Raw genomic sequence first — 21,382 nt, 5'->3', positions numbered from 1 at the left:
CGCCTGATTTACGGCCGCTTCGCGCCCGATCGCGGCACAAGGCCGCTCCTACAGGGGTCGGCAAGTACATGGTAGTCACCGCCCCGCCAGCGGTTGGGTCAGCAACTGCATGCGCTGGGCGATGGCGGCAGGCGGTGCGTCGGGACGGATCTTGCTCCAGCGCTTGCCTGCCACGTCGCCGGCGATCAACTGCGTCGAATGCTGCTCGGGGCTGGGCAGGAACTGCCCCAGGCGCCCGAGCACCAGGTCGACGCTGGCCTTGTCGCCGGTCAGGAACAGCCAGTTCGGCCCGTCCACCCCTTGCTTGCGGGCAAACGCCTTGAGCACCTCGGGCGTATCGTTCAGCGGATCGCTGCTCACCGAGACGAAGGTCACCTGCGCCGCAAGCTCGGCACCCATGGCCTCGCGCACCTCGCGCAACTTGCGGGTGATCAGCGGGCAGGCATCGTTGCAGTGGGTGAAGATCACGTTGAGCATCACCACCTTGTCCTTGAGCACATCGCTGTAGAAGCGCAACTCGCGGCCATCCTGGTCCTTGAGCACGGTGTCGGTGAACCAGGTCTGCGCATCGCGGGTACCGCCGCCGCTGACCATGGGCTGCGGCGCGGGTTGCGGCGCCGGTGCGTGGCCCTCGTGGGCGAACGCGACCGAGGCGAGGATCCACAGGCAGCCGCCGAGCACCAGCCAGTCGAGACTGCGCATGCCGGCATGGCGGGAAGTCTGCGTGTTCATGGCCGCACCTCCTGGCCGGCGATGGCCGTGCTCTTGGCGTGCACCCGGCGCGCACTCAGGCGGTTGATCTCGCCGATCAGCACGTTGGGGTCGGTGAAGCCGTAGTAGCGCGTCCAGTGCCCGCTGCGCCCGTCACCGACCAGGATCAGCGGCGGGTGCTCGCTGAGGTTGGCGCTGAAGCTGCCCAGCCCCTTGAGCGTCTCGCTTATGGCATAGGGCGAGCCGGTCAGCCAGCTCCACCCCGGCCCGTGCTGGAACGCCCGGGCATAGCCGGCCAGGCGTTTCGAGTCGTCGCGCTGCGGGTCGACACTGATCGACACCAGGCGAATCTCCTCGCCCACCCGCCCGCCCAGCTGCTGCTGGACCTTGCTCATGATCGACGAGACCACCGGGCACACCGTGGTGCAGCTGGTGTAGATGAAGCCCATGACCACCAGGTGATCCCCCACCAGGTCCTGCTCCAGGCGCACCGGCATGCCGTCCTGGTCCAGCAGCGCCACATCGGCGAAGCGCACGCTGGCCTTCTCCTGGCGTGCGGCCGGTGGTGGCTCGGGCTGGCCGCCGTGATCGTGGCCGGCGTGGGCCAGGGCCAGGTTGCTGGCCAGCAGCAGGCTCAGGCCCAGCAGTTTTCCGCCATGTAGACGCGTCATCGCACACTCCTGGCTTCCCCTTGGGAAGCGCTGGGCTTTGCTGCGCTCGGCAGGACGCGCAGGCTGGTGTAGTTGTCTTCGGTGAAGGCGCGCCCGAGGCTGGGCGACTGCACGTGCAGGTACCAGGCGCCGGCCTCGGCCAGCTCCAGCGGTGCCTGGTAGAGCCCGTCGCCCACCTCGACCAGCGCCACGTTGCGCGGTAGCGACGAAGGGGCCAGGAAATAGCGCAGGCTCAGGTCTTCAAGCCCGTGGCGCGGCTTGCCGTCCTCGCCGAGGATGCGTACCTGGGCCATGTAGGGCGCGTGCTGCTGCAACGGCCGGGCGGTGCCGATGAATTCGGCATGGGCCCGCTTGCGCAGGCTCGACTGCGGCAGCGCCGCGACCTCGGTGCTGAAGCAGTGGATGATCTGCGGCTGGTTGAGCAGGAACGCCACGTCGAAGGTGCCGGCCGCTGGCAGCTTGACCGTCGAGCCATACACCCCCGGCGCCACCTCGCGCAGGCTACGGTCGATGACCAGCGCGGCGCGCGCCTGGTGGCCGCGGTTGTTGTAGCCCGACATCGGCGCGTTCATGCCCTCGGCGTAGAAGTAGGTGGTGTTGTCCACCGGGTTGACCACGAACACCGAGTTGTCGTCGCGGGAAATGCTCACCCCCTGGGCCAGCGGCAGGTCACCGGCCTGGCGCGGCGCCGCCGGACCGGCCTCGAAGCCCTGGACGATCGGCGTGCGCCCCTGCCCGAGGCTCGCCAGGTTGATCATGCTGACCTTCGGCGAAGCCAGGCCGCGCACATAGGCGTAGGCCTTGGTAAAGGTCAGCTGGTAGGGCTCGGCGGCCACCGGGATGCGGTGGATCAGCTGGTCGGTACTGGCATCGATCACCAGCGCCTGGTTCTCCAGGGTGTTGAGCACCACGCCGTAGCGGCCATCGTGGCTGAAGCGCATCGGCCCCAGGCCCTGCTCGGCCTTGACCATGTGGCGCAGGCTATGGCTGCGGGCGTCGATCACCCGCACCGTGCCCTCCTGGCCATCGACCACGTACACCGCCTGCGACAAGGGCGAGTAGGCCACCGACAGCGGATGCGAGCCGACTTCAAGGGTCTTCACCAGGCGCATCTGGGCGGTGTCGATGACGCTCAGGGTGCCGCCGTCGCGGTTGCTGACGAAGGCGAAGCGCGAGTCGGCGCTGAAGGCGATCTCGTGGTGACCAGAGCCGGTGACGAACGACTTGAGCATGGTCCGGCTGGGCACGTCGATCACCGTCACCCCGCCCTTGGCCGGGTCCTGGCTGTTGTTGCCCACCCACAGCAGGCGCTGGTCGGGTTGCAGCGCCACTCGCAGCGGCTGCTCGCCGGCCTCCAGGGTGGCCACGCGGGTGAAGGTCTCGGTGTCGATCAGCGCCACCTGGTTGCGTTCGGGGATGGACACGAACACCTGCTTATCGTCACCGGTGGCCACCCAGTCCATGGGCCGACCCGGCAGGTCGATGCGCGCCAGGGTGCTGGTGACCCCGCCCACCGACACGGTCGGGTCGATCACGGTGAGGCTCGCGTCCTTGTTCAGCACCAGCAGGAAGTAGCTGTTCAGATCGAGCAAAGGTCGAGCGCCGATGCTGCTCTTGAGGAACAACGCCACCCGTGCCTTGCAGCTGCTGTCGCGGTCGCCGACCGGCGCCGACTGCGCGGGGTCGAGCCAGGCGCCGGGGGCCATGCCCGACAGCGGCTGGCCGCTTGACTGGTCGCTGACCTTGAAGCGGATACTGGCAAAATCGCCTTCACGCAGTTCACCGCCGCTGAGGGGGCGCGCCTCGAACTCCACGGTGACGCCGTCGCGGCTGAGCGTGTGCAAGGCCTGGGGATCGGCGGCCTCCTGCAGCAGTTCGCGGGGGTCGCACCAGAGCTTTTCGTAGGCCACGCCGAGGCCGATCAGCGCGGTGCCCAGCAGCAGGCCCAGGTAGGCTGGGCGCAGCTTGCGGTTCATGCCCGCGCTCCGCTGACGGGGATGGGCGCGCACGGGGCAGCGCCTTCGAGCGGGATGACCATGCTGCACCTCCACGGGGTTCAAGGCTTCTGTGGAGGGTGGAAGCAAGCGTTATGCCAGCAATAAAAGTGTTTTAAATCAATGCATTGGAGAAACAAGCAGAGAAAACTGGGGAGGCTGCCCCAAAGACGGGGGCGCTTAGCGCCCCTTTTCAAGGTTTTTGCGTTTTTTGGACTATTGCCGCTCCAATTCAAGATTGCCGGGGCTGCTTTGCAGCCCTTTCGCGACACAAGGCCGCTCCTACAGGAGACCGCGTGCCCCTGTAGGAGCGGCCTTGTGTCGCGAAAGGGTCGCAAAGCGACCCCGGCGATTACAAGCCAAGTGAGGCTTAATGCACCTTGCCCAATTCGGTATCGTCCATCAATGCCTTGGCCAGGGCACTGAGATAGTGAGCGGGCCAGACCATGCGTGGTTCGCTCTCCCTTACCCCAACCAAGGTCAGAAGGAAGCGGTTAAGTCTGATGTTCGGGGCAAGGTTTCAGGTCAGACCTCCCGGGCATGTGCCACTGCCGCCGCCACCTGCTCAGCCGTTGGCCGCACCCCGGTATACAGCACGAACTGCTCCAGCGCCTGCAATGCGATGACATCGAGCCCGGTGATCACCGGCTTGCCCAGCGCCTCGGCGGCGCGGATCAAGGGCGTGCGCGCGGGCATGGCCACCACGTCGAATACCTGCTGCGCCGCCGCAATGGCGGTTTCGCTGAACGCCAACTGCTCGGCTTCAGGCCCTCCGGCCATGCCGATCGGCGTGACATTGACCAGCATCGGCGGACACCGGTCGCCCAGGTCCGGCAGCCAGCGATATCCGCAGATGTCCGCCAACTGCCGCCCGGCCTGCTCGTTGCGGGCGACGATGGTGCCCTCACGGAATCCTGCGTCACGCAGCGCACTGGCCACCGCCTTGGCCATGCCGCCGCTGCCGCGCAGGGCGAACGCGGTGCTCGGATCGACCTCATGCCGGGCCAACAGTTGGCGCACGGCCAGGTAATCGGTGTTGTAGGCCTTGAGATGGCCATCGGTGTTGACCAGGGTGTTCACCGAGGCGATGGCCGCGGCGGACGGATCGACCTCGTCCACCAGCGCCAGGCACGCCTCCTTGTACGGCATCGACACGCCGCAGCCGCGGATGCCCAAAGCGCGGATGCCGGCCACGGCGGCGGGCAGGTCCTGGGTGGTCATGGCCTTGTAGTAGTAATCCAGCCCGAGCTGGCGGTATAGATGGTTGTGAAAGCGCACGCCAAACGTCCCGGGGCGCCCTGCCAGGGAGATGCACAGCACCGTGTCCCGGCTCGGTGAATGGCTCATCGCGGTTCCTCTGTCATGGCTGAATCGATTGCGCCAGCGTACCAGACCCTGCCGCCGGTCGCCCCTTACACAACCTTTACCCTTTGCCAGCGCGCACTTTACCGTGGCTGCGGTCATAGTTATCAGGCCCCGTGCGTGGGGTTGTCTTGCGAGGTGTTCGCCATGAAGCGTTTCATCCCCGGAATCGCCCTGCTGGTCGGTGCGCTGGCCATCAGCGGGCAGGCATCGGCCCATGGTGGCGGCTGGTATGGCCCGGGGCCAGTGATCGGCGCGGCGGTAGTGGGCGCGGTGGTCGGGGCGGCGGTATCGGGCGGCCACGATCGTACCGTCTATGTCGAGCGCCAGCCGGCCTACTACCCGCCGCCACCGGTCTACGTGCAGGCGCCACCGCCGCCGGTCTACTACCAGCCCTACGTGGTCGAGCGCTATGTCCCCGCCCCGCCGCCACCGGTGTACCGTCGCTACTACGGCCCGCCACCGGTGTACTACGGTCCGCCGCGCTGGTGAGGGGCATAGTTGATAAAAGCAATGACCACTATCGAGGACATTGATTTCAAACCCTGAGGGCATCTGCGTAAGGTGGAGCCATGTTCGAGAGGAGATACACCATGGCCCCGATCCAGATCATGTCCGTTGTCGGCAGCGCGGTACCCAGCAGCCTGCGCCAACAAGGCCTGCTGGCCTGCTGGTACCTGTTGCGCAACGGTGAAACCATCAGCGGCCCGTTGACCAGCCGCCGCTCGGCCGAGACCCTGGCCGACCGCCTGCTCGGCGACACGTTCGCCGCCTGACCCCGAATTTGTTGTGCGTTGCTCCCTACGCCTCTTGTTGCCCGCCGCCATGGCGGGCTTTTTTTTGCCTCACAAGTGCCCGGAGCCCGGCGTCGCCCACGCCGCCAAGGGCAGCGGCGGTTGCTGGTCGAGGATGCGGCGCCAGATCAAGGCCAGCCTGCCGCCATCGAACAGGGACGCGGCTCCGCCGCCGATCCAGCCGCGGGGCTGGGAGACCGCCCATTGTCCGACAGCGTCACGCCGGGCCATCTCGAAGCGGAAACTGTAGCTACCCGGCATGCCCATGCGCAGGTCGGTGACCACCAGCGAGTCGCCGATGATGTCGTAGCGCAACCAGTCATCGGTGAACCAGCGCAGCCGCTCGTGTAACGCGGCTCCCGCCAGTACCCCGGCCATCTCCAGGTTGCGCGACTGACGCAGCATCTCGGGCGGCTCGCGGTCGAACCAGCTGCTCACGCCCTCGTAGTAGTCGCCCTCAGGGGTTTTCGCCAGCACTCGCCAGATCAGGCTGTTGAAGGCGATGGGCACCGCGCGGACCTCGCTGTTGGTGACGCCTTGCGCCTGCAGGGCCATGGCGAAACGTTGCTCGGCAGCCATCCGCCCAGCCAGGCCGAAGCCCAGGTATGCAGTGCTGAACGCCAGCGCCAGGGACAGCAGCACGGTCGCCCTGCCCTTCAGGCCCTTGACCGCCGCATAGCCGACCGCCAGCAACAACGGCACGGTGTATACCGGGTCGATGATGAACACCGCGGCCCAGCTTTCCGGCGTCAGGTGCAAGGGCCAGAACAGCTGGGTACCGTAGACGGTGAACGCGTCGAGAATCGGGTGGGTGACCAGCGCCAGCCAGAAGGCCAGGAACAGCCGGGGCCGGGTGTAGCCCTTGTCCGGCCAGCGCCAGGCGACCAGCCAGGCCAGCAGCAAGGCCAGGCCGGTCAGGACGAAGATCGAATGGGAAAAGCCACGGTGGAAGGTCATCTGCGACACCGGATCGGCGTAGCGGATCACCACATCCAGATCGGGCACGGTGCCCAGGGCGGCGCCGTAGAGCAGCGCACGGCGCCCCTGGAGACGGCCCAGCACAGTGCCCTGCAGGGCGGCGCCGAGTACGGCTTGGGTGAGGGAGTCCAAAGGGAACGGTTCCTGAGCGAGACCTGCGCAAGCTACCTGCTTCGCCAGTGAATATGCAAATAGCCATCGTGGCAGTCAGAACAGCTGCCAGGTGTACACCAGGATCAAGCGGTTCTCGTCGATGTCGCTGCGATAGTTCGAACGTGCCATCGCGTTGCGCACCCGGATCCCCAGCCCCTTGAACACCCCGCTCTGCACCGCGTAGCCGAGGTCGATATCGCGCTCGCGATCCCGGCCTTCGAAGCCCTGCCCGGTGTCGACGTTGTCGCCAGTGATGTAGCGCACCGTCGCGGTCAACCCGGGGATGCCCATGGCGGCGAAGTTATAGTCGTAGCGCAGCTGCCAGGAGCGCTCGTCGGTGTAGGCGAACTCGTAGGTCGGTACTTCGTTGCCCAGCGGCGAGATGTTGGCGAACACCCGGGGAAACGGGCTGTCGCCGTAGATACCCTGGTAGCCGACATGAAAGCCGTGCCCGCCGCGCCGGGCAGTCAGCAGCGAGAAGAACGCCTGGTTGGCGATCCGCCCCAGCAGCGCGTCGCCTGCCTCGCGGGCGCTGAAATAGCCGAGGTTGGCGCTGAGCACCCAGTCGCCCACCGGCTTGCTGTGCTTGAGGCCCACAAAGCCCTGCCGGTAGATATCCTGCAGTTGCCCATACCACAGGCTGACACTGCTCTGGCCGGCATTGAACCCATAGTCGCCGCCCGCATAGTCGAAGGCGTCGCTCTGTGCCTGGCGCATCGGCACATGACCAAGCATGGCGCTCATCCTGTCGTCGCCGCCCTCGTTGCGCAGGTGCGTGCTGCCCAGGTGGCCGGCCTGCACGGTCAGGCCCTCCAGCTCGGCGGAACTGAGGCTGATGCCCTGGTAGGTCGGCGGCAGCAGGCGGATATCGCTGAAGGTGAGGACCGGCAGGTTGGGTTGCAGCTCGCCCAGGCGCAGCTCGCTCTTTGACCAGCGTGCCTTGAAGGTCGGCGCCAGGCGGCTGTACTCGGCTGCGGCACGGCCATCGCCGTGCACCGGCAGCAGCCCGGTGTTGACCCGATCGGGGCTGCTGTCCAGGCGGATGCCCAGCAGGCCCAGGGCGTCCACGCCGAAACCGACGGTGCCGGGGGTATAGCCGGACTTGAAGTCGAGGATGAAGCCCTGGGCCCACTCCTCGGCCCGGGACTGGCGGTTGGCGCCGACGATGTCGCCGTAGTCGCGGCTGAAATAGTAGTTGCGGGCGCCGAGGCTGGCTTTGGCGTCTTCGAGGAAGCCGCCTTCGGCGGCCAGCAGGGAGGGACTGAGCAGGGTCAGGCCCAGGACGACGCAAGGGGTGTGGTTCATTCCGAAGCTCTCTGATCTTGTTGTTATGTGATGAAGCGCTGGAACGGGGGTGAAACGCTGGTATGCCCTCCTCCTGGGCATGGCGAAGGCTGCGCCTTCGATCGCGGGGCAAGCCCGCTCCCACGCGGTCCTTGGCAAATCAAAGAGCCACGGTTTGATCTGTGGGAGCGGATAAGGCCCTCAGGCCTGCTGCAAGGCCCGCGGCCGTCCGCTGCGCTGCTCAGCCTCGCTGTCCTGCGCCTGCTGCAACTGGAAGTCGAAGGTCAGTTCGGCAACCCGCCCCTGCCCGCCGTCGCGCAACACCACCTCGCCCACCAGCCCTTCACGGGTGGCATAGGCGAAGTCGTCCCACAGGTAGCGGTCGCCGGCGAGGTTGATCTGGGTGGTCAGGTGGCGATGCCCCGGTGCCGAGATGAAGAAGTGAATGTGCGCCGGGCGCTGGCCGTGGCGACCGAGCTGGTCCAGGCATTCCTGGGTCGGCCCCTGCGGGTCGCAGCCGTAGCCCGACGGCACGATCGAGCGGGCGCGGTAGCGGCCATCGGCGTCGGTGATGATGCGCCGACGCAGGTTGTAGGCGGACTGGCTCTGGTCGAAGAACGAGTAGGTGCCCCGGGTGTTGGCGTGCCACAGGTCGACCGTGGCGCCGGCCAGCGGCTGGCCCTGGGGACCGAATACCTGCCCCTCGAGGAACATCACCGTGGCCACGCCCTCCTCGCTGCCATCGTCCATGCGCGCCTCGCCCTGAGAGATCGGCGCGCCCGCCACATACAACGGGCCTTCGATGGTACGCGGGGTGCCGCCGCCCAGGCCGGCCCGGGCATCCTTGGCATCCTGCAGCAGGTCGAGGAAGTGCTCCAGACCCAACCCGGCCACCAGCAAACCGGCCTCGCCGCGCCCGCCGAGGCGGTTGAGGTAATCGACGGCGTGCCAGAACTCGTCCTCGCTGATCTCCAGGTCTTCGATCAGGCGCGCGGCGTCCTGCAGCACCCGCTGGACGATTCGCTTGAGGCGCGGACTACCGTTGTCGTTGTGCAAGCCCGCAGCCTCTTCGAAGAACTGCTGCACTTCAGGGGTATGGGAAATCTTCACGGTCATGATCAGGTACCTCTGGTTGTTCTTGTCTTGTCGGATTCAGCGGTCGTCGGCATGGATCGACGAGGGGTGACGGCACAGGCCGGCGACCTCGATGTCCATGTAGGGGAACAGCGGCAGTTGCAGCAGGGTGTCGTGCAGCGCCTCGACGCTGGGCACGTCGAACACGCTGTAGTTGGCGTAGTGGCCGGCGATGCGCCACAGGTGGCGCCAGGTGCCCTCGCGCTGCAGGCGTTGGGCCAGTTCCTTTTCATCGGCCTTCAGTTGCACGGCCTTGGCCGGGTCCATGTCGGCTGGCAGCTTCACGATCATCTTCACGTGGAACAGCATGGTGTCTCTCCTTGTCTCAGCGGCGGGCGAAGCGCGACAGCTGCGCCTCATCCAGGGTCAGGCCCAGGCCGGGAGTGGCCGGTACGTGCAGGTGGAAATCGCGGTAGACCGGCGCTTCGCGGACGATGTCCTCGGTCAGCAGCAACGGGCCGAACAGCTCGGTGCCCCAGGTCAGCTGGCGCAGGGTGAGAAAGGCATGGGCCGAGGCCAGGGTGCCCACCGCCCCTTCGAGCATGGTCCCGCCGTACAGCGCGATGCCTGCGGCCTCGGCGATCTGCGCGGTGCGCAGCACGGCGCGGGGGCCGCCGTTCTTGGCGATCTTCAGGGCGAAGACACTCGCCGCGCCCGCGGCGGCCAGGCTGAAGGCGTCCTCCACGCTCTCGATGGACTCGTCGGCCATGATCGGCGCCGGGCTGCGCTGGTTCAGGCGAACCTGGCCGCCCCGGTTGATGCGCGCGATCGGCTGCTCGACCAGGTCGATGCCGTTGTCGCCCAGCACCTGGCAGGCGCGGATCGCCTGGGACTCGTCCCAGTACTGGTTGACGTCGACCCGTACACTGGCGCGCTCGCCCAGTTCGCGCTTGATCGCCAGCACGTGCCTGAGATCCTGCTCCAGCGGATTGGCGCCGATCTTCAGCTTGAACAGCCGGTGACGGCGGATCTCCAGCAGGTGCTCGGCCTCGGCGATATCCCGGGCGGTGTCGCCGCTGGCCAAGGTCCAGGCCACCTCCAGGCTGTCGCGTACCCGCCCGCCGAGCAGTTCGCTGACCGGCAGCCCCAGGCGCTTGCCCTGGGCATCGAGCAAGGCAGTCTCGATCGCCGACTTGGCGAAGGTGTTGCCCTTGGCGAGCGTGTCCAGCCTGAGCATGGCGGCGTTGATGTTGCCTGCGGGCAGGCCGATCAGTGCCGGCGCCAGGTGCGCGTCGATATTGGCCTTGATGCCCTCGGGGCTTTCGTAACCGTAGGCCAGGCCGCCGATGGTGGTGGCCTCGCCGATGCCTTCCACGCCGTCGCTGCAACGCAGGCGCAGGATCACCAGGGTCTGGCGTTGCATCGTGTGCATGGCCAGCTTGTGCGGGCGAATGGTCGGCAGGTCGACGATGAGCGTCTCCAGCCGGTCGATGGTTGGGCGTGTCATGCAGGCTCCAGTTCAGTCAGGGTGGGGTTCAGGCCGCCGCGGCCAGGGCGTGGCGCCGGCCGCTGGCCAGGTGCACGGCCATGGCCAGCGCGGCAACGGCGCCGGGGATGGCGAAGGCGATGAAATTCAGTTGCAGCGGCAGGTTGATGCCCATCAGCGCGCCGCCCAGCAGCGGCCCGACGATGGCGCCGTTGCGGCCGATGCCGGAGGCCCAGCCCAGGCCCGTGGCGCGCACCGAGAGGCCATACAGCTGGGCGGCCCCGGCATACAGCAGGATCTGCGTGCCGATGGTGGTGGCACCGGCGATGAAGATCAGCAGGTACAGCACCGGCATCGGGCTGTTTACCCCCAGCAGGCTGATCGACAGCGCGGCGGCGAGGAAGAACGCCACCTTGACCTTGACCAGGTTGTAGCGGTCGCCCAGCCAGCCGCCGAGAATCGCCCCGGCCATGCCGCCGAAGTTCAGCGCCAGCAGGAACGACAGGCTCGAGCCGAGGCTGTAGCCAGCGCTGGCCATCAGCTTGGGCAGCCAGGAACTGAGGGCGTAGACCATCAGCAGGCAGCAGAAGAACGCCAGCCACAGGGCCAGGGTGCGGATGGCCAGGCCGTTGCGGAACAGTTCAAGCACAGATGAGGCTTTGCCGGCATCGCGGGGCAAGCCCGCTCCCACAACCAGTGTGTCGCGCTCGGTGACATCGCAGGTCGGGTCGAGGCGCTTGAGCAGACTGCGAGCCTCTTCGGTACGGCCCTTGCGCACCAGGAAGCCGATGGACTCCGGCAGGTAGAACAGGATCACCGGCAGGAACAACAGCGGCACGGCAGCGGCGAAGAACATCGATTCCCAGCCGAAACGCGGCAGCAGGAAAATGCCGATACCCGCCGAGAGCATGCCGCCCAGCGAGTAGCCGCTGAACATGATCGCCACCAGGGTGCTGCGCAGGCGCTTGGGTGCGTACTCGTTCATCAGCGCCACGGCGTTGGGCATCAGTCCGCCACAACCCAGACCGGCAAAGAAACGATAGAGGCCGAATTCGCTGGGGCTGCTGGCGAAGCCGTTGAGGATGGTCGCTCCCGAGAACAGCGCGAAGCACAGGGCGATGCCCTTCTTGCGCCCGATGCGGTCGGCCAGGCTGCCGAACGCCAGGGCGCCGAACATCATGCCGAACAGCGCGTAGCTGCCCAGGGCGCCGGCCTGCAGCGGGGTCAGCGCCCATTCGTGCATGATCACCGGCAGCACCACGCCGTAGATGAACAGGTCGTAGCCATCGAAGATCAGCAGCAGGCCGCACCAGGCCATGACCATCCAGTGGAAGGGAGTGAAGCGGGCATTGTCGATGATCGCGTGGACGTCGAGTGTTCGCATGGCATCTGTCTCCGTTGTTCTTGTTGTGTGCAGAGAAACCTTGCCGGGGCGGCCTTCAGCCGAGGTCGCCACCGCCCACCGGCAGGGTCACGCCGGTGATGTACGAGGCCTCGTCAGAAGCCAGGAAGAGGATCGCGCCGACCTGCTCGTCGAGGCTGCCATAGCGTTTCATCAGGCTGCTGGACAGGGTCTGGTCGACGATCTGCTGGTACCAGGCCCGCTCCTGGGCGCTCTGCTCGGCCTCGTTGCGCGGGATGCGTCGCGCTGGCGCCTCGGTGCCGCCGGGGGCTGTGGCGTTGACCCGGATGCCGCGCCCGGCGGTCTCGAAGGCCAGGCACGCGGTAAGCGCGTTGACGCCGCCCTTGGCCGCACCGTAGGGCACGCGGTTGACGCCGCGGGTGGCGATGGACGAGACGTTGACGATGGCGCCGCTGCCGCGTTCGAGCATGTACGGCAGCGCCGCGTGGCAGCACCACAGGGTGGGGAACAGCGAGCGGCGAACCTCGGCCTCGATCTGCTCGACCTGGTAGTGCTCGAAGGGCTTGGCCCAGATGGTGCCGCCGACGTTGTTGACCAGGATGTCGAGGCGGCCGAAGGTCTCGACGGCGCGGGCCATGACCTGGGCGCAGTCGGCATGCCGTTCGAGGTCGGCGGTGAGGGTCAGCACGCCCTCGCCCGCCAGTTCGTGGACCAGTTCGGAGCGGTCCACCGCCACCACCTGCGCGCCCTCGGCCTTGAGCCGCCAGCACACGGCGCGGCCGATGCCCTGGGCGGCGCCGGTGACCAGGGCGACTTTGTTGTGGAATCTTGCATTCATGCTGACTTCTCCAATTCACCGGCGTGGGAGCGGGCTTGCCCCGCGATTGCGATCGCGGGGCAAGCCCGCTCCCACGAAGGCGAAATCACGCACCGGATAAAAAGAGGCCACCCTCACCCGCACGATGCGGGCAGCCCCATGAAAGCTTCAGGCCGCCGCGGCGAACTTCTCGTAGTAGAAGTTGGCCGGGGTGATGCCCTGCTCGCGGATGTACTGGCTGACCGCCTCGACCATCGGCGGCGGGCCGCACAGGTACACATCGACATCGCCGTCATTGAGGTGGCGCGGCTCGATGTGCTGGGTGACGTAGCCCTTCTGCGGGTACTGGCTATCGGGGTTGGCCACGCAGGCGCTGAAGGTAAAGTTGGGAATACGCGTGGCCAGGGCTTGCAGGCGGTCCAGTTCGACCAGGTCGAAGTCGTTGGTCACCCCGTACACAAGGTGCAACGGATGCGCGCTGCCCTGCTCGGCGATCTTCTCCAGCATTGCGGTGAATGGCGCGAGGCCCGTGCCGCCGGCCAGCAGCAGCAAGGGGCGCTGGATCGGCCGCAGGTAGAAACTGCCCAACGGGCCTGCCAGGCTCATGCTGTCGCCAGCCTTGGCCAGTTGGGTGAGGAAGCTGCTCATCAGCCCGCCCGGCACATTGCGGATCAGGAAGCTGACTTCACCGTCCTTGGGCAGCGAACTGAACGAGTAGGCGCGGCTCTGCTCGCTGCCCGGCACCTTGAGGTTGACGTACTGCCCCGGCAAGAACGCCAGGCGGCTGAGCGCCTCGCCCTTGATCGACAGGGCGATGGTGCTGGCCGACAGCTGGCGCACATCGCTGATGGCCGCTTCAAAGCTGGCCTGCTCGGTCTTGCACAGCTGCGACGAAGCCGGGATGCGCACCATGCAGTCGCTGGCGGCGCGCATCTGGCAGGTCAGCACATAACCTTGGGCGATTTCCTCCTCGCTCAGGGCGTCCTCGATGAAGTTGTCGCCCAACTCGTACTGCCCGGACTCGGCCTTGCACTTGCAGGTGCCGCAGGCGCCGTCGCGGCAGTCCAGCGGGATGTTGATGCCCTGGCGGTAGGCGGCATCGGCCACGGTCTCGTGGCCGGTGGCCTCGATGAAACGGGTGACCCCGTCCTCGAAATTCAGTGCGATCTGGTAGCTCATGGTGCACCTCGCGGGCGAGCCTGGGCGCGGCGCGCCCTCAGGCACACCGACAGGCTCGGCGGTGAATCAGATGTGGTAGATGTCGATGACCTGGCGCACGTAGTCGTTCTTCAGGACCACCTTCTTGGCCTTGATCAGCGGCTGTTCGCCGCGCAGGTCGAGGGTGTAGAAGCTGGTGCCGAAGTAACTGTCGGTGGTCTTGTAGCGAAAGCTCAGGGTGTGCCAGTTGAAACGCACCTGGCAGCTGCCCTCGTCCGCCGCGACGATCTCGATGTTGCTGAGGTTGTGCGAGGTGCGGGTATCCGGGACCGTGGCGCTGGAGCGCTCGGTCTTGATGCGGAACACCCGGTCCTCGAGGCCGCCACGGTTGCCGTACCAGATCAGCGAGATCTCGCTTTGCGGGTCCTCGGTCAGGGTGTCGTCGTCATCCCAGGACGGCATCCAGAAGGTCGCGTCACAGGCGTACAGTTCCAGCCATTGGTCCCACTGGGCATCGTCCAGGTAGCGCGCCTCGCGGTAGAGGAAATCGCGCACGGTGTCATGCAGGCTCATTGCACGGCCTCCACGGGGATCAGCTGTTGTTCGTCCTTCAGGGCCTGGACCATGGTGTCCTGCCAGTACTTGTGCTGCAGCACGAACAGGCCTTCATCCTCGGTGCGCACGCCCGACAGCAGCGGCTTGAGCGCGATCTCGCTGGCCGCCGCGTCGGCGCCTTCGATCCAGTGCTTGGCCCCCCGGGACATGTCGTTCCAGCCGGCACCTGCGCCGTAGCCGGTCTGGCAGGAGCGGAACTCTTCCAGGTCGTCCGGAGTGGCCATGCCGCTGACGTTGAAGAAGTCCTCGTACTGGCGGATGCGCCGGGCGCGGGCCTCGGCGCTTTCACCCTTGGGCGCGATGCAGTAGATGGTGATCTCGGTCTTGTTCACCGAGATCGGCCGGGCCACGCGGATCTGCGAACTGAACTGGTCCATCAGGTAGACGTTGGGGTACAGGCACAGGTTGCGCGAATTCTCGATCATCCAGTCGGCGCGGGCCTGGCCGAAGTCAGCGGCCAGTTGCTCGCGTCGCTCATAGGCCGGGCGATCCTCGGGGTTGGCCCAACGGGTCCAGAGCAGCAGGTGGCCGTGCTCGAAGGAGTAGAAGCCGCCGCCTTGCTTGGCCCAGGCGCCGGCGCTCATGGTCTTGATCTCGTCGCCCGCTTCACGCTGCTTGCGCTGGTTCTGGGTGGCGGCGTAGTTCCAGTGCACCGAGCTGACGTGGTAGCCGTCGGCGCCGTTCTCGGCGGTGAGCTTCCAGTTGCCTTCGTAGATGTAGGAGCTGGCACCGCGCAGCACTTCCAGGCCCTCGGGGGACTGGTCGACAATCATGTCGATGATCTTCGCCGACTCGCCCAGGTGCTCGACCAGCGGCTTGACCTCGGCATTCAGGCTGCCGAACAGAAAGCCCCGGTACGACTCGAAACGGGCGACCTTGGTCAGGTCGTGGGAGCCTTCGCAGTTGAAGCTGTCGGGGTAGCCGGCGTTGCCCGGGTCCTTGACCTTGAGCAGCTTGCCGCTGTTGTTGAAGGTCCAGCCGTGGAACGGGCAGGTGTAGCTGGACCGGTTGCCGCGCTTGTGTCGGCAGAGCATGGCGCCGCGGTGACTGCAGGCGTTGAGGAAGGCATTGAGTTCCCCGTCCTTGTTGCGCGCGATGAAGATCGGCTGGCGCCCCATGGTCAGGGTGAGGAAGTCGTTGTTGGCGAGGATCTGGCTTTCATGGGCCAGGTAGATCCAGTTGCCCTCGAAGATGTGCTTCATCTCCAGGTCGAACAGGCGCGGGTCTGTGAACATCTCCCGCTTGCAGCGGTAGACGCCCTTCTCCCGGTCATCCTCGAGCAAGGCATTGAGATAGTCGAATCCCAGGGACATGGCCAGGGCCTCCGTTGTTATTGTTCAGGCCGGGTCAGGTTAGGTCGCTGGGTGGGACGGGGATATCCGGATTGTGCAGAGTGCTATCCGTTTTATGCAGTGTCGCTACGGACCCCGTCGCGACTGGCGGCGGGCGGCTGTACATCAGCTTTAGAGGCAGAAGCATGGCCAAAGGCGACAGTAGGATGAGCAGAATCAGCCACCACTGGATCGGGTACCGTCGGCGCTGGGCGCAGCTTGGTATATACCCAATTGGCGGGAGCAAGAAGTCCGTATTTGATTGCCATCTTGCCGGTCTGCTTGATGACCGCCCACCGGTTCGATAAGGTCGGGTTCCTGAGCAACTCCACGAAAAATTTGGCAAAGGTGGTCGCATCTTTCACGATGGCCACTTTTCTTCTGACGGATTTCGCCAGTCTTTTCCACCTGCCAACGGCAGCTGGTTTTGAAACACCCGTCCTGGCGAGCATATGCCCCGAAGGATCGACGCTGTTGACCGGGTCACCGGCACAATAGGCATAGGCATTCAGGCCACCCTCACCAAAAGGACTCTGGTTATCAGGCGAGTTGAAACGCATCAGTGCTGGGTTGTAGGCGCGGTAGCCGTTTCCCAGCAGGTAGCTTGCAAGCATTGCTTCTCGTAACTGCCCATTGAACCGCATATGTGGCAGAGGGCACGGGGTGACATCGAAACCGTAGGGTGTGTATGCCGCTCTGATGCTTAACTGGTGTATTGCGCAGCCAAGTATCGAGTCGTTGGTGTCAACCGAGAGTACCGTGGTTGTGGTAGCCATGCTACTAACTTCAAAAAATACGGCTTTGGTCCCATTTCATTGCCCATCCAACCTCAGGTTTCGCCATGTCCCAGGGACTAGGTAGTTTCAAGGCAGCTCGGCGAAGGGAAAATTAACCAAACGGTTAGTACGAGCAGCTCTAGTGTTCATTCAGGAGAGTCCGTCTCGGTGCGGCGCACTGTTTCTCCATCAGGGTAAAGATAGGACCTCCTTCCTGGCAACGACACCTGAGGTCCAGGTTGAGTTGCAGCCTGTTGACCTATAGATTTCATGTATATATCAACCCCTCTAGACTGCATAAGACGCGCGTAGTTTAATATTTCACGCGTACGAAGCCCCGCCTCCCCTCCAAAACGATTAGAAACTTCAGCAACAAAAATATTATCAACCCACCTCGTAAGTTTATCTTCCATACTTACCTTATTTAGACGCACCGCCCCGTCTTTTGTCAGAGCCCCTGACCCGACGTACAAGCCCGAAGCAAGCCCAGCCACACCATTTTCAAAAAAAGAAGTTTCCATATTAGAACGTGCCCTTGCTGGGGCTTGATTACTGCGCGAGCCAAATATTTTGACTAAACCACGCCAAATATGCCCTGATGGATCGCTTCGAAAAACAGGATTCCCACCACAATATGCGTAGGCATTCACGTCGCCATCACCAAACGGACTATAGCTATCAGGGGAACTGAACCTCATCAGTACCGGATTGAAGCCACGATAGCCGTTGCCTAGTAGATAAGCACCATTGACCGACTCACGAAACTGGCCATTGAATCGTAAGAAAGGTGTGGGCCCGAGGGTTGCTGTTTCATGACCATATGCAGTGTATGCCAGGTCCGTATTGTCAAGCTCATTACGCGAGCCCATGACTGTGCCCATGATATCCACTTGCAATAGACGAGTTGTATTAGTCACGGTTCATCTCCCTGCTTTTGGATGGCAGGTTTACTCATCACGAGGTCGCTCGCAACTAGCAAAAGTAACAGGTCACGCTTACGCCCAAGGTTTCCTGTCACTTGGTTGAGGGCTTCAGCGTCAGTTGCACCACCGATGGCACCCGCCTTGCGAGTGATCGCGGGGCAAGCCCGCTTTCACAACGGTTACTGCAAGCGGCCAACGCCTACCGAGCTAGGTACTTTCCCGCACCATCAACTCGAACCCCAGGTCCTGCTGTCCGGTGGCCACTCGCTTGCCGTCGAGCAGCGCCAGCAGCGCCTGGGCCGCGCCGCGGCCAACCGCCGCGCGCGGAGTGCGGATCGAGGTCAGGCGCGGGACCATGTGCGCCGAGGCCGGCAGGTCGTTGAAGCCGACCATCGCCACCCGTCGCGGCACCTCGACGCCCTCGCGCAGCGCCTGCAGCACCGCGCCCTGGGCCAGGTCGTCGTTGCAGAAGAAGATGCCGTCGACATCCGGCGCCTTGGCCAGCAAGCGGCTGAACAGCGTGCCGCCCAGGCCGATGGACGACGGCTGCGGATCGAGCATTTCCAACTCGGGCGCCTGCAGGCCGGCCTCGGCCAGGGCCTGGCGGAAGCCCTCGGCGCGCTGCATCACCCGCGGGTCGAGCTGCGCGGCAATGAACCCCAGGCGCCGACGGCCACGTTCGATCAGGTGGCGGGCCGCGGCGCGCCCGGCCTCGTGCTGGGAGAAGCCCACCGACAGGGCATCGGCCTCGCCGCCCAGCTCCATCATGTGCACGCACGGCACCCGGCTGGCGGCGAGCATCTGCCGCGAGGCGTCGCTGCGTTCGAAGCCGGTGAGCAGCATGCCGCACGGCTGGTAGGCCAGGTAGTTGCGGATCAGGTTCTCTTCCTCGGCGATATCGTAGTGATAGTTGCCGATCAGCACTTCCAGGCCACGGGGACGCATCACCTCGTGAATGGCCTCGAGGGTGTCGATGAACAATTGGTTGGACAGTGACGGGATCAACACCACCACCGACTGGCTGCGCGCCGAGGCCAGGGCGCGCGCCGCCGGGTTGGCGACGTAGCCGAGGCTGCTAGCCGCGGCCATGACCTTCTGCGCCAGTTCCGGCGCGACCGTGCTGACGCCGCGCAGGGCGCGGGAGGCGGTGATGGGGGAAACCCCGGAAAGCCTGGCGACTTCCGCCAGAGTGGGACGACCGGTAGTGCGCGAGCCAGTGCGGGACATGAGTGTTGTAATTTTACCGCTTGCAGGAATGGGGAACGGTCACTAAGGTAGCGCTGTCTCTGAATGCAGGCAATGCAATCTTGGTAGCAGGCATGCGTTCAGCGTCCATACTGCCAAAGACAAGATCAATAACACCCGGGAGGGTGGCGCATGACCTTCGGCTCGTCCCGGCCAAGACAGCGCTATCTCACCCAGCAGGAGGTACAGATGAACCCTTCCCTGTCCGCGATCGTGGTCATGGGCGTAGCCGGCTGTGGTAAAAGCAGCGTCGGCGCCGCCATCGCCACCCGCAGCGGCGGCCGCCTGATCGAAGGCGATGCCTTCCACCCCGCCGCGAACATCGCCAAGATGAGTGCCGGCATTCCCCTGGACGACGACGACCGCGCCGGCTGGCTGGTGCGCCTGGGCCAGGAACTGCAAGACACCCTGGCCGCCGGCGAGCGCCCGATCCTGACCTGTTCGGCCCTCAAGCGCCGCTACCGCGACACCCTGCGCCAGGCCGTGCCCGAACTGTGCTTCGTGTTCCTCGAACTGACCCCGCAGGAAGCGGAAAAGCGCGTGCTGGCCCGCCCCGGCCACTTCATGCCGGCCAGCCTGATCGACAGCCAGTTCGCCGCACTGGAGCCGCCGCACGCCGAGCCCCTGACCCTGGCCCTGGATGCTACCCGCCCGCTGATCACGCTGGCCGAGGACGTGCACCAATGGCTAAAGCCTTGCGGTGAGCAGGCGCTGGCGCGGACTGCCTGATCCGGCGGTTTTTCCGGCTCACCAAAGACAGCGCTGTCTCCATGCTTCTCAAGACGCAATGACGCAAGACACGCGACACCAAAACAACAACGAAAAGACCGAGGTTCACGAACCATGTTCGGACTGGCTACCGATACCTTCCTGTTGCTCGACGCGATGGTCACCATCGTCGGGCTCATCCTGCTGATCACCCATTTCAAAGTTCACCCCTTCGTCGCCCTGACCCTGGCCGCAGGCTTTCTCGGCCTGACCTCCGGCATGCCGGTGGCCAAGGTGATGAAATCGTTCCAGGACGGCTTCGGCGGCGTGCTCGGCTTCGTCGGCATCGTCCTGGCGCTGGGCACCATGCTCGGCAAGCTGATGGCCGACTCCGGCGGCGCCGACCAGATCGCCCAGACCCTGATCCGCGCCTTCGGCAAGCAGAAGGTGCACTGGGCGATGATGTTCGCCGCCTTCCTGGTGGGCATCCCGCTGTTCTTCGAGATCGGCTTCGTGCTGCTGATCCCGCTGGTGTTCATCGTCGCCCGCCGCTCCGGCGTGTCGCTGGTGAAGATCGGCATCCCGCTGCTGGCCGGCCTTTCGGTGGTGCACGGCCTGGTGCCGCCGCACCCGGGGCCGCTGCTGGCGATCGGCATCTTCCACGCCGACATTGGCAAGACCATCTTCTACGGCCTGCTGGTGGCCCTGCCGACCGCAGTGATCGCCGGCCCGCTGTTCGGTAACTTCATCTCGCGCTACATCCCGGGCAACCCGTCCCAGGAGCTGATGGACCAGATCGCTCGCGAGTCGAACCAGCAGAACCTGCCGAGCTTCAGCGTGACCCTGATCACCGTGCTGCTGCCGGTGGTGCTGATGCTGCTGAAAACCTTCGCCGACGTGGTATTGCCGGCCGAGCACATCGTGCGCCAGTGGATGGACCTGATCGGCCACCCGATCACCGCCCTGCTCGCCGCCCTGTTGCTGGCCTTCTACACCTTCGGTTCGGCCCGCGGCTTCAACCGCCAGCAGATCATGAAGATGCTCGACCAGAGCCTGGCGCCCACCGCCGCCATCGTGCTGATCGTCGGTGCTGGCGGCGGCTTCAAGCAGATGCTGGTGGACACCGGCGTCGGCAATGTGATCGGGCAGATGGCGGTGCAGGCCGAGATCTCGCCGATCCTTCTGGCCTGGCTGGTGGCGGCGGTGATCCGCATCGCCACCGGCTCCGCCACCGTGGCGACCATCACCGGCGCCGGCATCGTCGCCCCGGTGATCGACCTGGTGCCGGGGGTCAACCGTGAGCTGCTGGTGCTGGCCACTGGCGCCGGTTCCCTGATCCTGTCCCACGTCAACGACGCCGGGTTCTGGCTGGTCAAGCAGTACTTCAACATGACCGTGGCCGAGACCTTCAAGACCTGGAGCATGATGGAAACCATCCTCTCGGTGGTCGGCATCATCTTCATCATGCTGCTGTCGATGGTGGTGTGACCGTTGGTCGCCGTCATGGCACCTTGCTGACGGGCCACAGGCCCAAGTGAGACAGAGGCCCTGCGCAGGCAGGGCCGCTTTCTCCGTCGCAAAGGAGCCTGCCCCATGAAACACGCCTTCCTTCTCGCCGCCCTGCTCGCCTCGCCCCTGGCCTTGGCCGCCGGTACCGGCGCCACCTACCCTGACGATCCGCACAATCCGGCGCCACAGCCGGGGGTCGACAGTACCCTCAACCCGATCGAGAAGCCCATGCCACGGGATACAGACCCGAGGATCAAGGGCAACGACCCGGAAAGCCCGCCAGCCGAGCAGAACGATGATCGTGATCTGCCGGGGATGGGTGGTAGTGGGTCGGAGGGGATGGGGCGTGACGGTGGTGGGTCAGGGACTAGCGGGAAACCTTGAGCCCATGACGCTACTAGGTCCCTGTAGGAGCGGCCTTGTGTCGCGA

Annotated in this window: 21 protein-coding genes and 2 pseudogenes; 5 read left to right on the top strand and 18 right to left on the bottom strand. The window is 65.3% G+C overall.

Annotated features, from left to right (window positions below; all coding sequences use genetic code 11):
* Positions 1 to 75: 75 nt before the first annotated feature.
* The 5 genes and pseudogenes from HU751_RS06480 to HU751_RS06460 form a co-directional block, all read right to left on the bottom strand.
* Positions 76 to 732, bottom strand: coding sequence for an SCO family protein (locus tag HU751_RS06480; RefSeq protein WP_186735568.1), 657 nt, complete (start codon positions 730 to 732; stop codon positions 76 to 78).
* Entirely contained in the window at positions 729 to 1,382 is a 654-nt protein-coding gene (locus HU751_RS06475; protein ID WP_186714338.1) for an SCO family protein, read from the bottom strand. Before HU751_RS06475 ends, HU751_RS06480 begins: the two co-directional genes overlap by 4 nt.
* A complete protein-coding gene (locus tag HU751_RS06470; RefSeq protein ID WP_186735570.1) occupies positions 1,379 to 3,358 on the bottom strand; it encodes a cytochrome D1 domain-containing protein in 1,980 nt (659 codons plus the stop codon). The genes HU751_RS06475 and HU751_RS06470 overlap by 4 nt, the downstream gene beginning before the upstream one ends.
* A gap of 388 nt (positions 3,359 to 3,746) precedes the next feature.
* Positions 3,747 to 3,833 (bottom strand): annotated as a pseudogene (locus HU751_RS06465) (DUF3077 domain-containing protein); the annotation flags it as partial.
* 68 nt (positions 3,834 to 3,901) lie between these two features.
* Entirely contained in the window at positions 3,902 to 4,723 is an 822-nt protein-coding gene (locus HU751_RS06460) for a shikimate 5-dehydrogenase (protein WP_186735572.1), read from the bottom strand.
* Positions 4,724 to 4,885: 162 nt separating this feature from the next.
* Here HU751_RS06460 and HU751_RS06455 point away from each other — a divergent pair, with 162 nt between their 5' ends.
* Together HU751_RS06455 and HU751_RS06450 are read left to right on the top strand one after the other, a co-directional pair.
* On the top strand, positions 4,886 to 5,230 hold the full coding sequence (locus HU751_RS06455; RefSeq protein ID WP_186735574.1) for a hypothetical protein: 345 nt from the start codon (positions 4,886 to 4,888) through the stop codon (positions 5,228 to 5,230).
* Positions 5,231 to 5,331: 101 nt separating this feature from the next.
* Positions 5,332 to 5,514, top strand: coding sequence for a hypothetical protein (locus HU751_RS06450; RefSeq protein ID WP_186735576.1), 183 nt, complete (start codon positions 5,332 to 5,334; stop codon positions 5,512 to 5,514).
* A gap of 69 nt (positions 5,515 to 5,583) precedes the next feature.
* Here HU751_RS06450 and HU751_RS06445 read toward each other — a convergent pair whose 3' ends face one another.
* From HU751_RS06445 to gnuR, 13 genes and pseudogenes are all read right to left on the bottom strand, one after another.
* A complete protein-coding gene (locus HU751_RS06445; RefSeq protein ID WP_186735578.1) occupies positions 5,584 to 6,642 on the bottom strand; it encodes a metal-dependent hydrolase in 1,059 nt (352 codons plus the stop codon).
* A 75-nt stretch (positions 6,643 to 6,717) separates the two neighbouring features.
* On the bottom strand, positions 6,718 to 7,968 hold the full coding sequence (locus HU751_RS06440; RefSeq protein WP_186735580.1) for an OprD family porin: 1,251 nt from the start codon (positions 7,966 to 7,968) through the stop codon (positions 6,718 to 6,720).
* A 180-nt stretch (positions 7,969 to 8,148) separates the two neighbouring features.
* Positions 8,149 to 9,063, bottom strand: coding sequence for a catechol 1,2-dioxygenase (gene catA, locus HU751_RS06435; protein ID WP_186735582.1), 915 nt, complete (start codon positions 9,061 to 9,063; stop codon positions 8,149 to 8,151).
* A 36-nt stretch (positions 9,064 to 9,099) separates the two neighbouring features.
* Complete coding sequence (catC, locus tag HU751_RS06430) at positions 9,100 to 9,390, bottom strand: muconolactone Delta-isomerase (protein ID WP_186735584.1); 291 nt, start codon at positions 9,388 to 9,390, stop codon at positions 9,100 to 9,102.
* 16 nt (positions 9,391 to 9,406) lie between these two features.
* The gene (locus HU751_RS06425) at positions 9,407 to 10,528 is read right to left on the bottom strand and encodes a muconate cycloisomerase family protein (protein ID WP_186735586.1); all 1,122 of its coding nucleotides are present in this window, start codon (positions 10,526 to 10,528) and stop codon (positions 9,407 to 9,409) included.
* A gap of 28 nt (positions 10,529 to 10,556) precedes the next feature.
* Entirely contained in the window at positions 10,557 to 11,891 is a 1,335-nt protein-coding gene (locus HU751_RS06420; RefSeq protein ID WP_186735588.1) for an MFS transporter, read from the bottom strand.
* 55 nt (positions 11,892 to 11,946) lie between these two features.
* A complete protein-coding gene (locus HU751_RS06415) occupies positions 11,947 to 12,708 on the bottom strand; it encodes a 1,6-dihydroxycyclohexa-2,4-diene-1-carboxylate dehydrogenase (protein ID WP_186735590.1) in 762 nt (253 codons plus the stop codon).
* Between the two features lie 147 nt (positions 12,709 to 12,855).
* The gene (gene benC / locus HU751_RS06410; RefSeq protein WP_186735156.1) at positions 12,856 to 13,866 is read right to left on the bottom strand and encodes a benzoate 1,2-dioxygenase electron transfer component BenC; all 1,011 of its coding nucleotides are present in this window, start codon (positions 13,864 to 13,866) and stop codon (positions 12,856 to 12,858) included.
* A 66-nt stretch (positions 13,867 to 13,932) separates the two neighbouring features.
* Positions 13,933 to 14,418: a benzoate 1,2-dioxygenase small subunit gene (benB, locus tag HU751_RS06405; protein ID WP_186714351.1), complete on the bottom strand. Its 486-nt coding sequence runs from the start codon at positions 14,416 to 14,418 to the stop codon at positions 13,933 to 13,935.
* Positions 14,415 to 15,773: a benzoate 1,2-dioxygenase large subunit gene (gene benA / locus HU751_RS06400; protein WP_186735157.1), complete on the bottom strand. Its 1,359-nt coding sequence runs from the start codon at positions 15,771 to 15,773 to the stop codon at positions 14,415 to 14,417. Before benA ends, benB begins: the two co-directional genes overlap by 4 nt.
* A 464-nt stretch (positions 15,774 to 16,237) precedes the next feature.
* A pseudogene (locus HU751_RS06395) lies at positions 16,238 to 16,435 on the bottom strand (RHS repeat-associated core domain-containing protein); the annotation flags it as partial.
* A 278-nt stretch (positions 16,436 to 16,713) separates the two neighbouring features.
* Positions 16,714 to 17,484: an RHS repeat-associated core domain-containing protein gene (locus HU751_RS27215; protein WP_437181037.1), complete on the bottom strand. Its 771-nt coding sequence runs from the start codon at positions 17,482 to 17,484 to the stop codon at positions 16,714 to 16,716.
* Between the two features lie 213 nt (positions 17,485 to 17,697).
* Entirely contained in the window at positions 17,698 to 18,717 is a 1,020-nt protein-coding gene (gene gnuR, locus HU751_RS06385; protein WP_186735159.1) for a transcriptional regulator GnuR, read from the bottom strand.
* Between the two features lie 207 nt (positions 18,718 to 18,924).
* Here gnuR and HU751_RS06380 point away from each other — a divergent pair, with 207 nt between their 5' ends.
* From HU751_RS06380 to HU751_RS06370, 3 genes are all read left to right on the top strand, one after another.
* The gene (locus tag HU751_RS06380) at positions 18,925 to 19,464 is read left to right on the top strand and encodes a gluconokinase (RefSeq protein WP_186735161.1); all 540 of its coding nucleotides are present in this window, start codon (positions 18,925 to 18,927) and stop codon (positions 19,462 to 19,464) included.
* A 114-nt stretch (positions 19,465 to 19,578) separates the two neighbouring features.
* The gene (locus HU751_RS06375) at positions 19,579 to 20,931 is read left to right on the top strand and encodes a GntP family permease (RefSeq protein ID WP_050705103.1); all 1,353 of its coding nucleotides are present in this window, start codon (positions 19,579 to 19,581) and stop codon (positions 20,929 to 20,931) included.
* Positions 20,932 to 21,036: 105 nt separating this feature from the next.
* Entirely contained in the window at positions 21,037 to 21,336 is a 300-nt protein-coding gene (locus tag HU751_RS06370; protein WP_186735163.1) for a hypothetical protein, read from the top strand.
* The last annotated feature ends 46 nt before the right edge of the window (positions 21,337 to 21,382 follow it).

It is taken from the genome of Pseudomonas peradeniyensis, assembly GCF_014268935.2.
GTDB lineage: Bacteria > Pseudomonadota > Gammaproteobacteria > Pseudomonadales > Pseudomonadaceae > Aquipseudomonas > Aquipseudomonas peradeniyensis.
This window is presented reverse-complemented; position numbering and strand designations above follow the sequence as displayed.

Coding starts and splice junctions, on each gene's coding strand:
- HU751_RS06480 (WP_186735568.1), bottom strand. CDS start 732: ATGAACACGCAGACTTCCCGCCATGCCGGCATGCGCAGTCTCGACTGG.
- HU751_RS06475 (WP_186714338.1), bottom strand. CDS start 1,382: ATGACGCGTCTACATGGCGGAAAACTGCTGGGCCTGAGCCTGCTGCTG.
- HU751_RS06470 (WP_186735570.1), bottom strand. CDS start 3,358: ATGAACCGCAAGCTGCGCCCAGCCTACCTGGGCCTGCTGCTGGGCACC.
- HU751_RS06460 (WP_186735572.1), bottom strand. CDS start 4,723: ATGAGCCATTCACCGAGCCGGGACACGGTGCTGTGCATCTCCCTGGCA.
- HU751_RS06455 (WP_186735574.1), top strand. CDS start 4,886: ATGAAGCGTTTCATCCCCGGAATCGCCCTGCTGGTCGGTGCGCTGGCC.
- HU751_RS06450 (WP_186735576.1), top strand. CDS start 5,332: ATGGCCCCGATCCAGATCATGTCCGTTGTCGGCAGCGCGGTACCCAGC.
- HU751_RS06440 (WP_186735580.1), bottom strand. CDS start 7,968: ATGAACCACACCCCTTGCGTCGTCCTGGGCCTGACCCTGCTCAGTCCC.
- catA (WP_186735582.1), bottom strand. CDS start 9,063: ATGACCGTGAAGATTTCCCATACCCCTGAAGTGCAGCAGTTCTTCGAA.
- catC (WP_186735584.1), bottom strand. CDS start 9,390: ATGCTGTTCCACGTGAAGATGATCGTGAAGCTGCCAGCCGACATGGAC.
- HU751_RS06425 (WP_186735586.1), bottom strand. CDS start 10,528: ATGACACGCCCAACCATCGACCGGCTGGAGACGCTCATCGTCGACCTG.
- HU751_RS06420 (WP_186735588.1), bottom strand. CDS start 11,891: ATGCGAACACTCGACGTCCACGCGATCATCGACAATGCCCGCTTCACT.
- HU751_RS06415 (WP_186735590.1), bottom strand. CDS start 12,708: ATGAATGCAAGATTCCACAACAAAGTCGCCCTGGTCACCGGCGCCGCC.
- benC (WP_186735156.1), bottom strand. CDS start 13,866: ATGAGCTACCAGATCGCACTGAATTTCGAGGACGGGGTCACCCGTTTC.
- benB (WP_186714351.1), bottom strand. CDS start 14,418: ATGAGCCTGCATGACACCGTGCGCGATTTCCTCTACCGCGAGGCGCGC.
- benA (WP_186735157.1), bottom strand. CDS start 15,773: ATGTCCCTGGGATTCGACTATCTCAATGCCTTGCTCGAGGATGACCGG.
- gnuR (WP_186735159.1), bottom strand. CDS start 18,717: ATGTCCCGCACTGGCTCGCGCACTACCGGTCGTCCCACTCTGGCGGAA.
- HU751_RS06380 (WP_186735161.1), top strand. CDS start 18,925: ATGAACCCTTCCCTGTCCGCGATCGTGGTCATGGGCGTAGCCGGCTGT.
- HU751_RS06375 (WP_050705103.1), top strand. CDS start 19,579: ATGTTCGGACTGGCTACCGATACCTTCCTGTTGCTCGACGCGATGGTC.
- HU751_RS06370 (WP_186735163.1), top strand. CDS start 21,037: ATGAAACACGCCTTCCTTCTCGCCGCCCTGCTCGCCTCGCCCCTGGCC.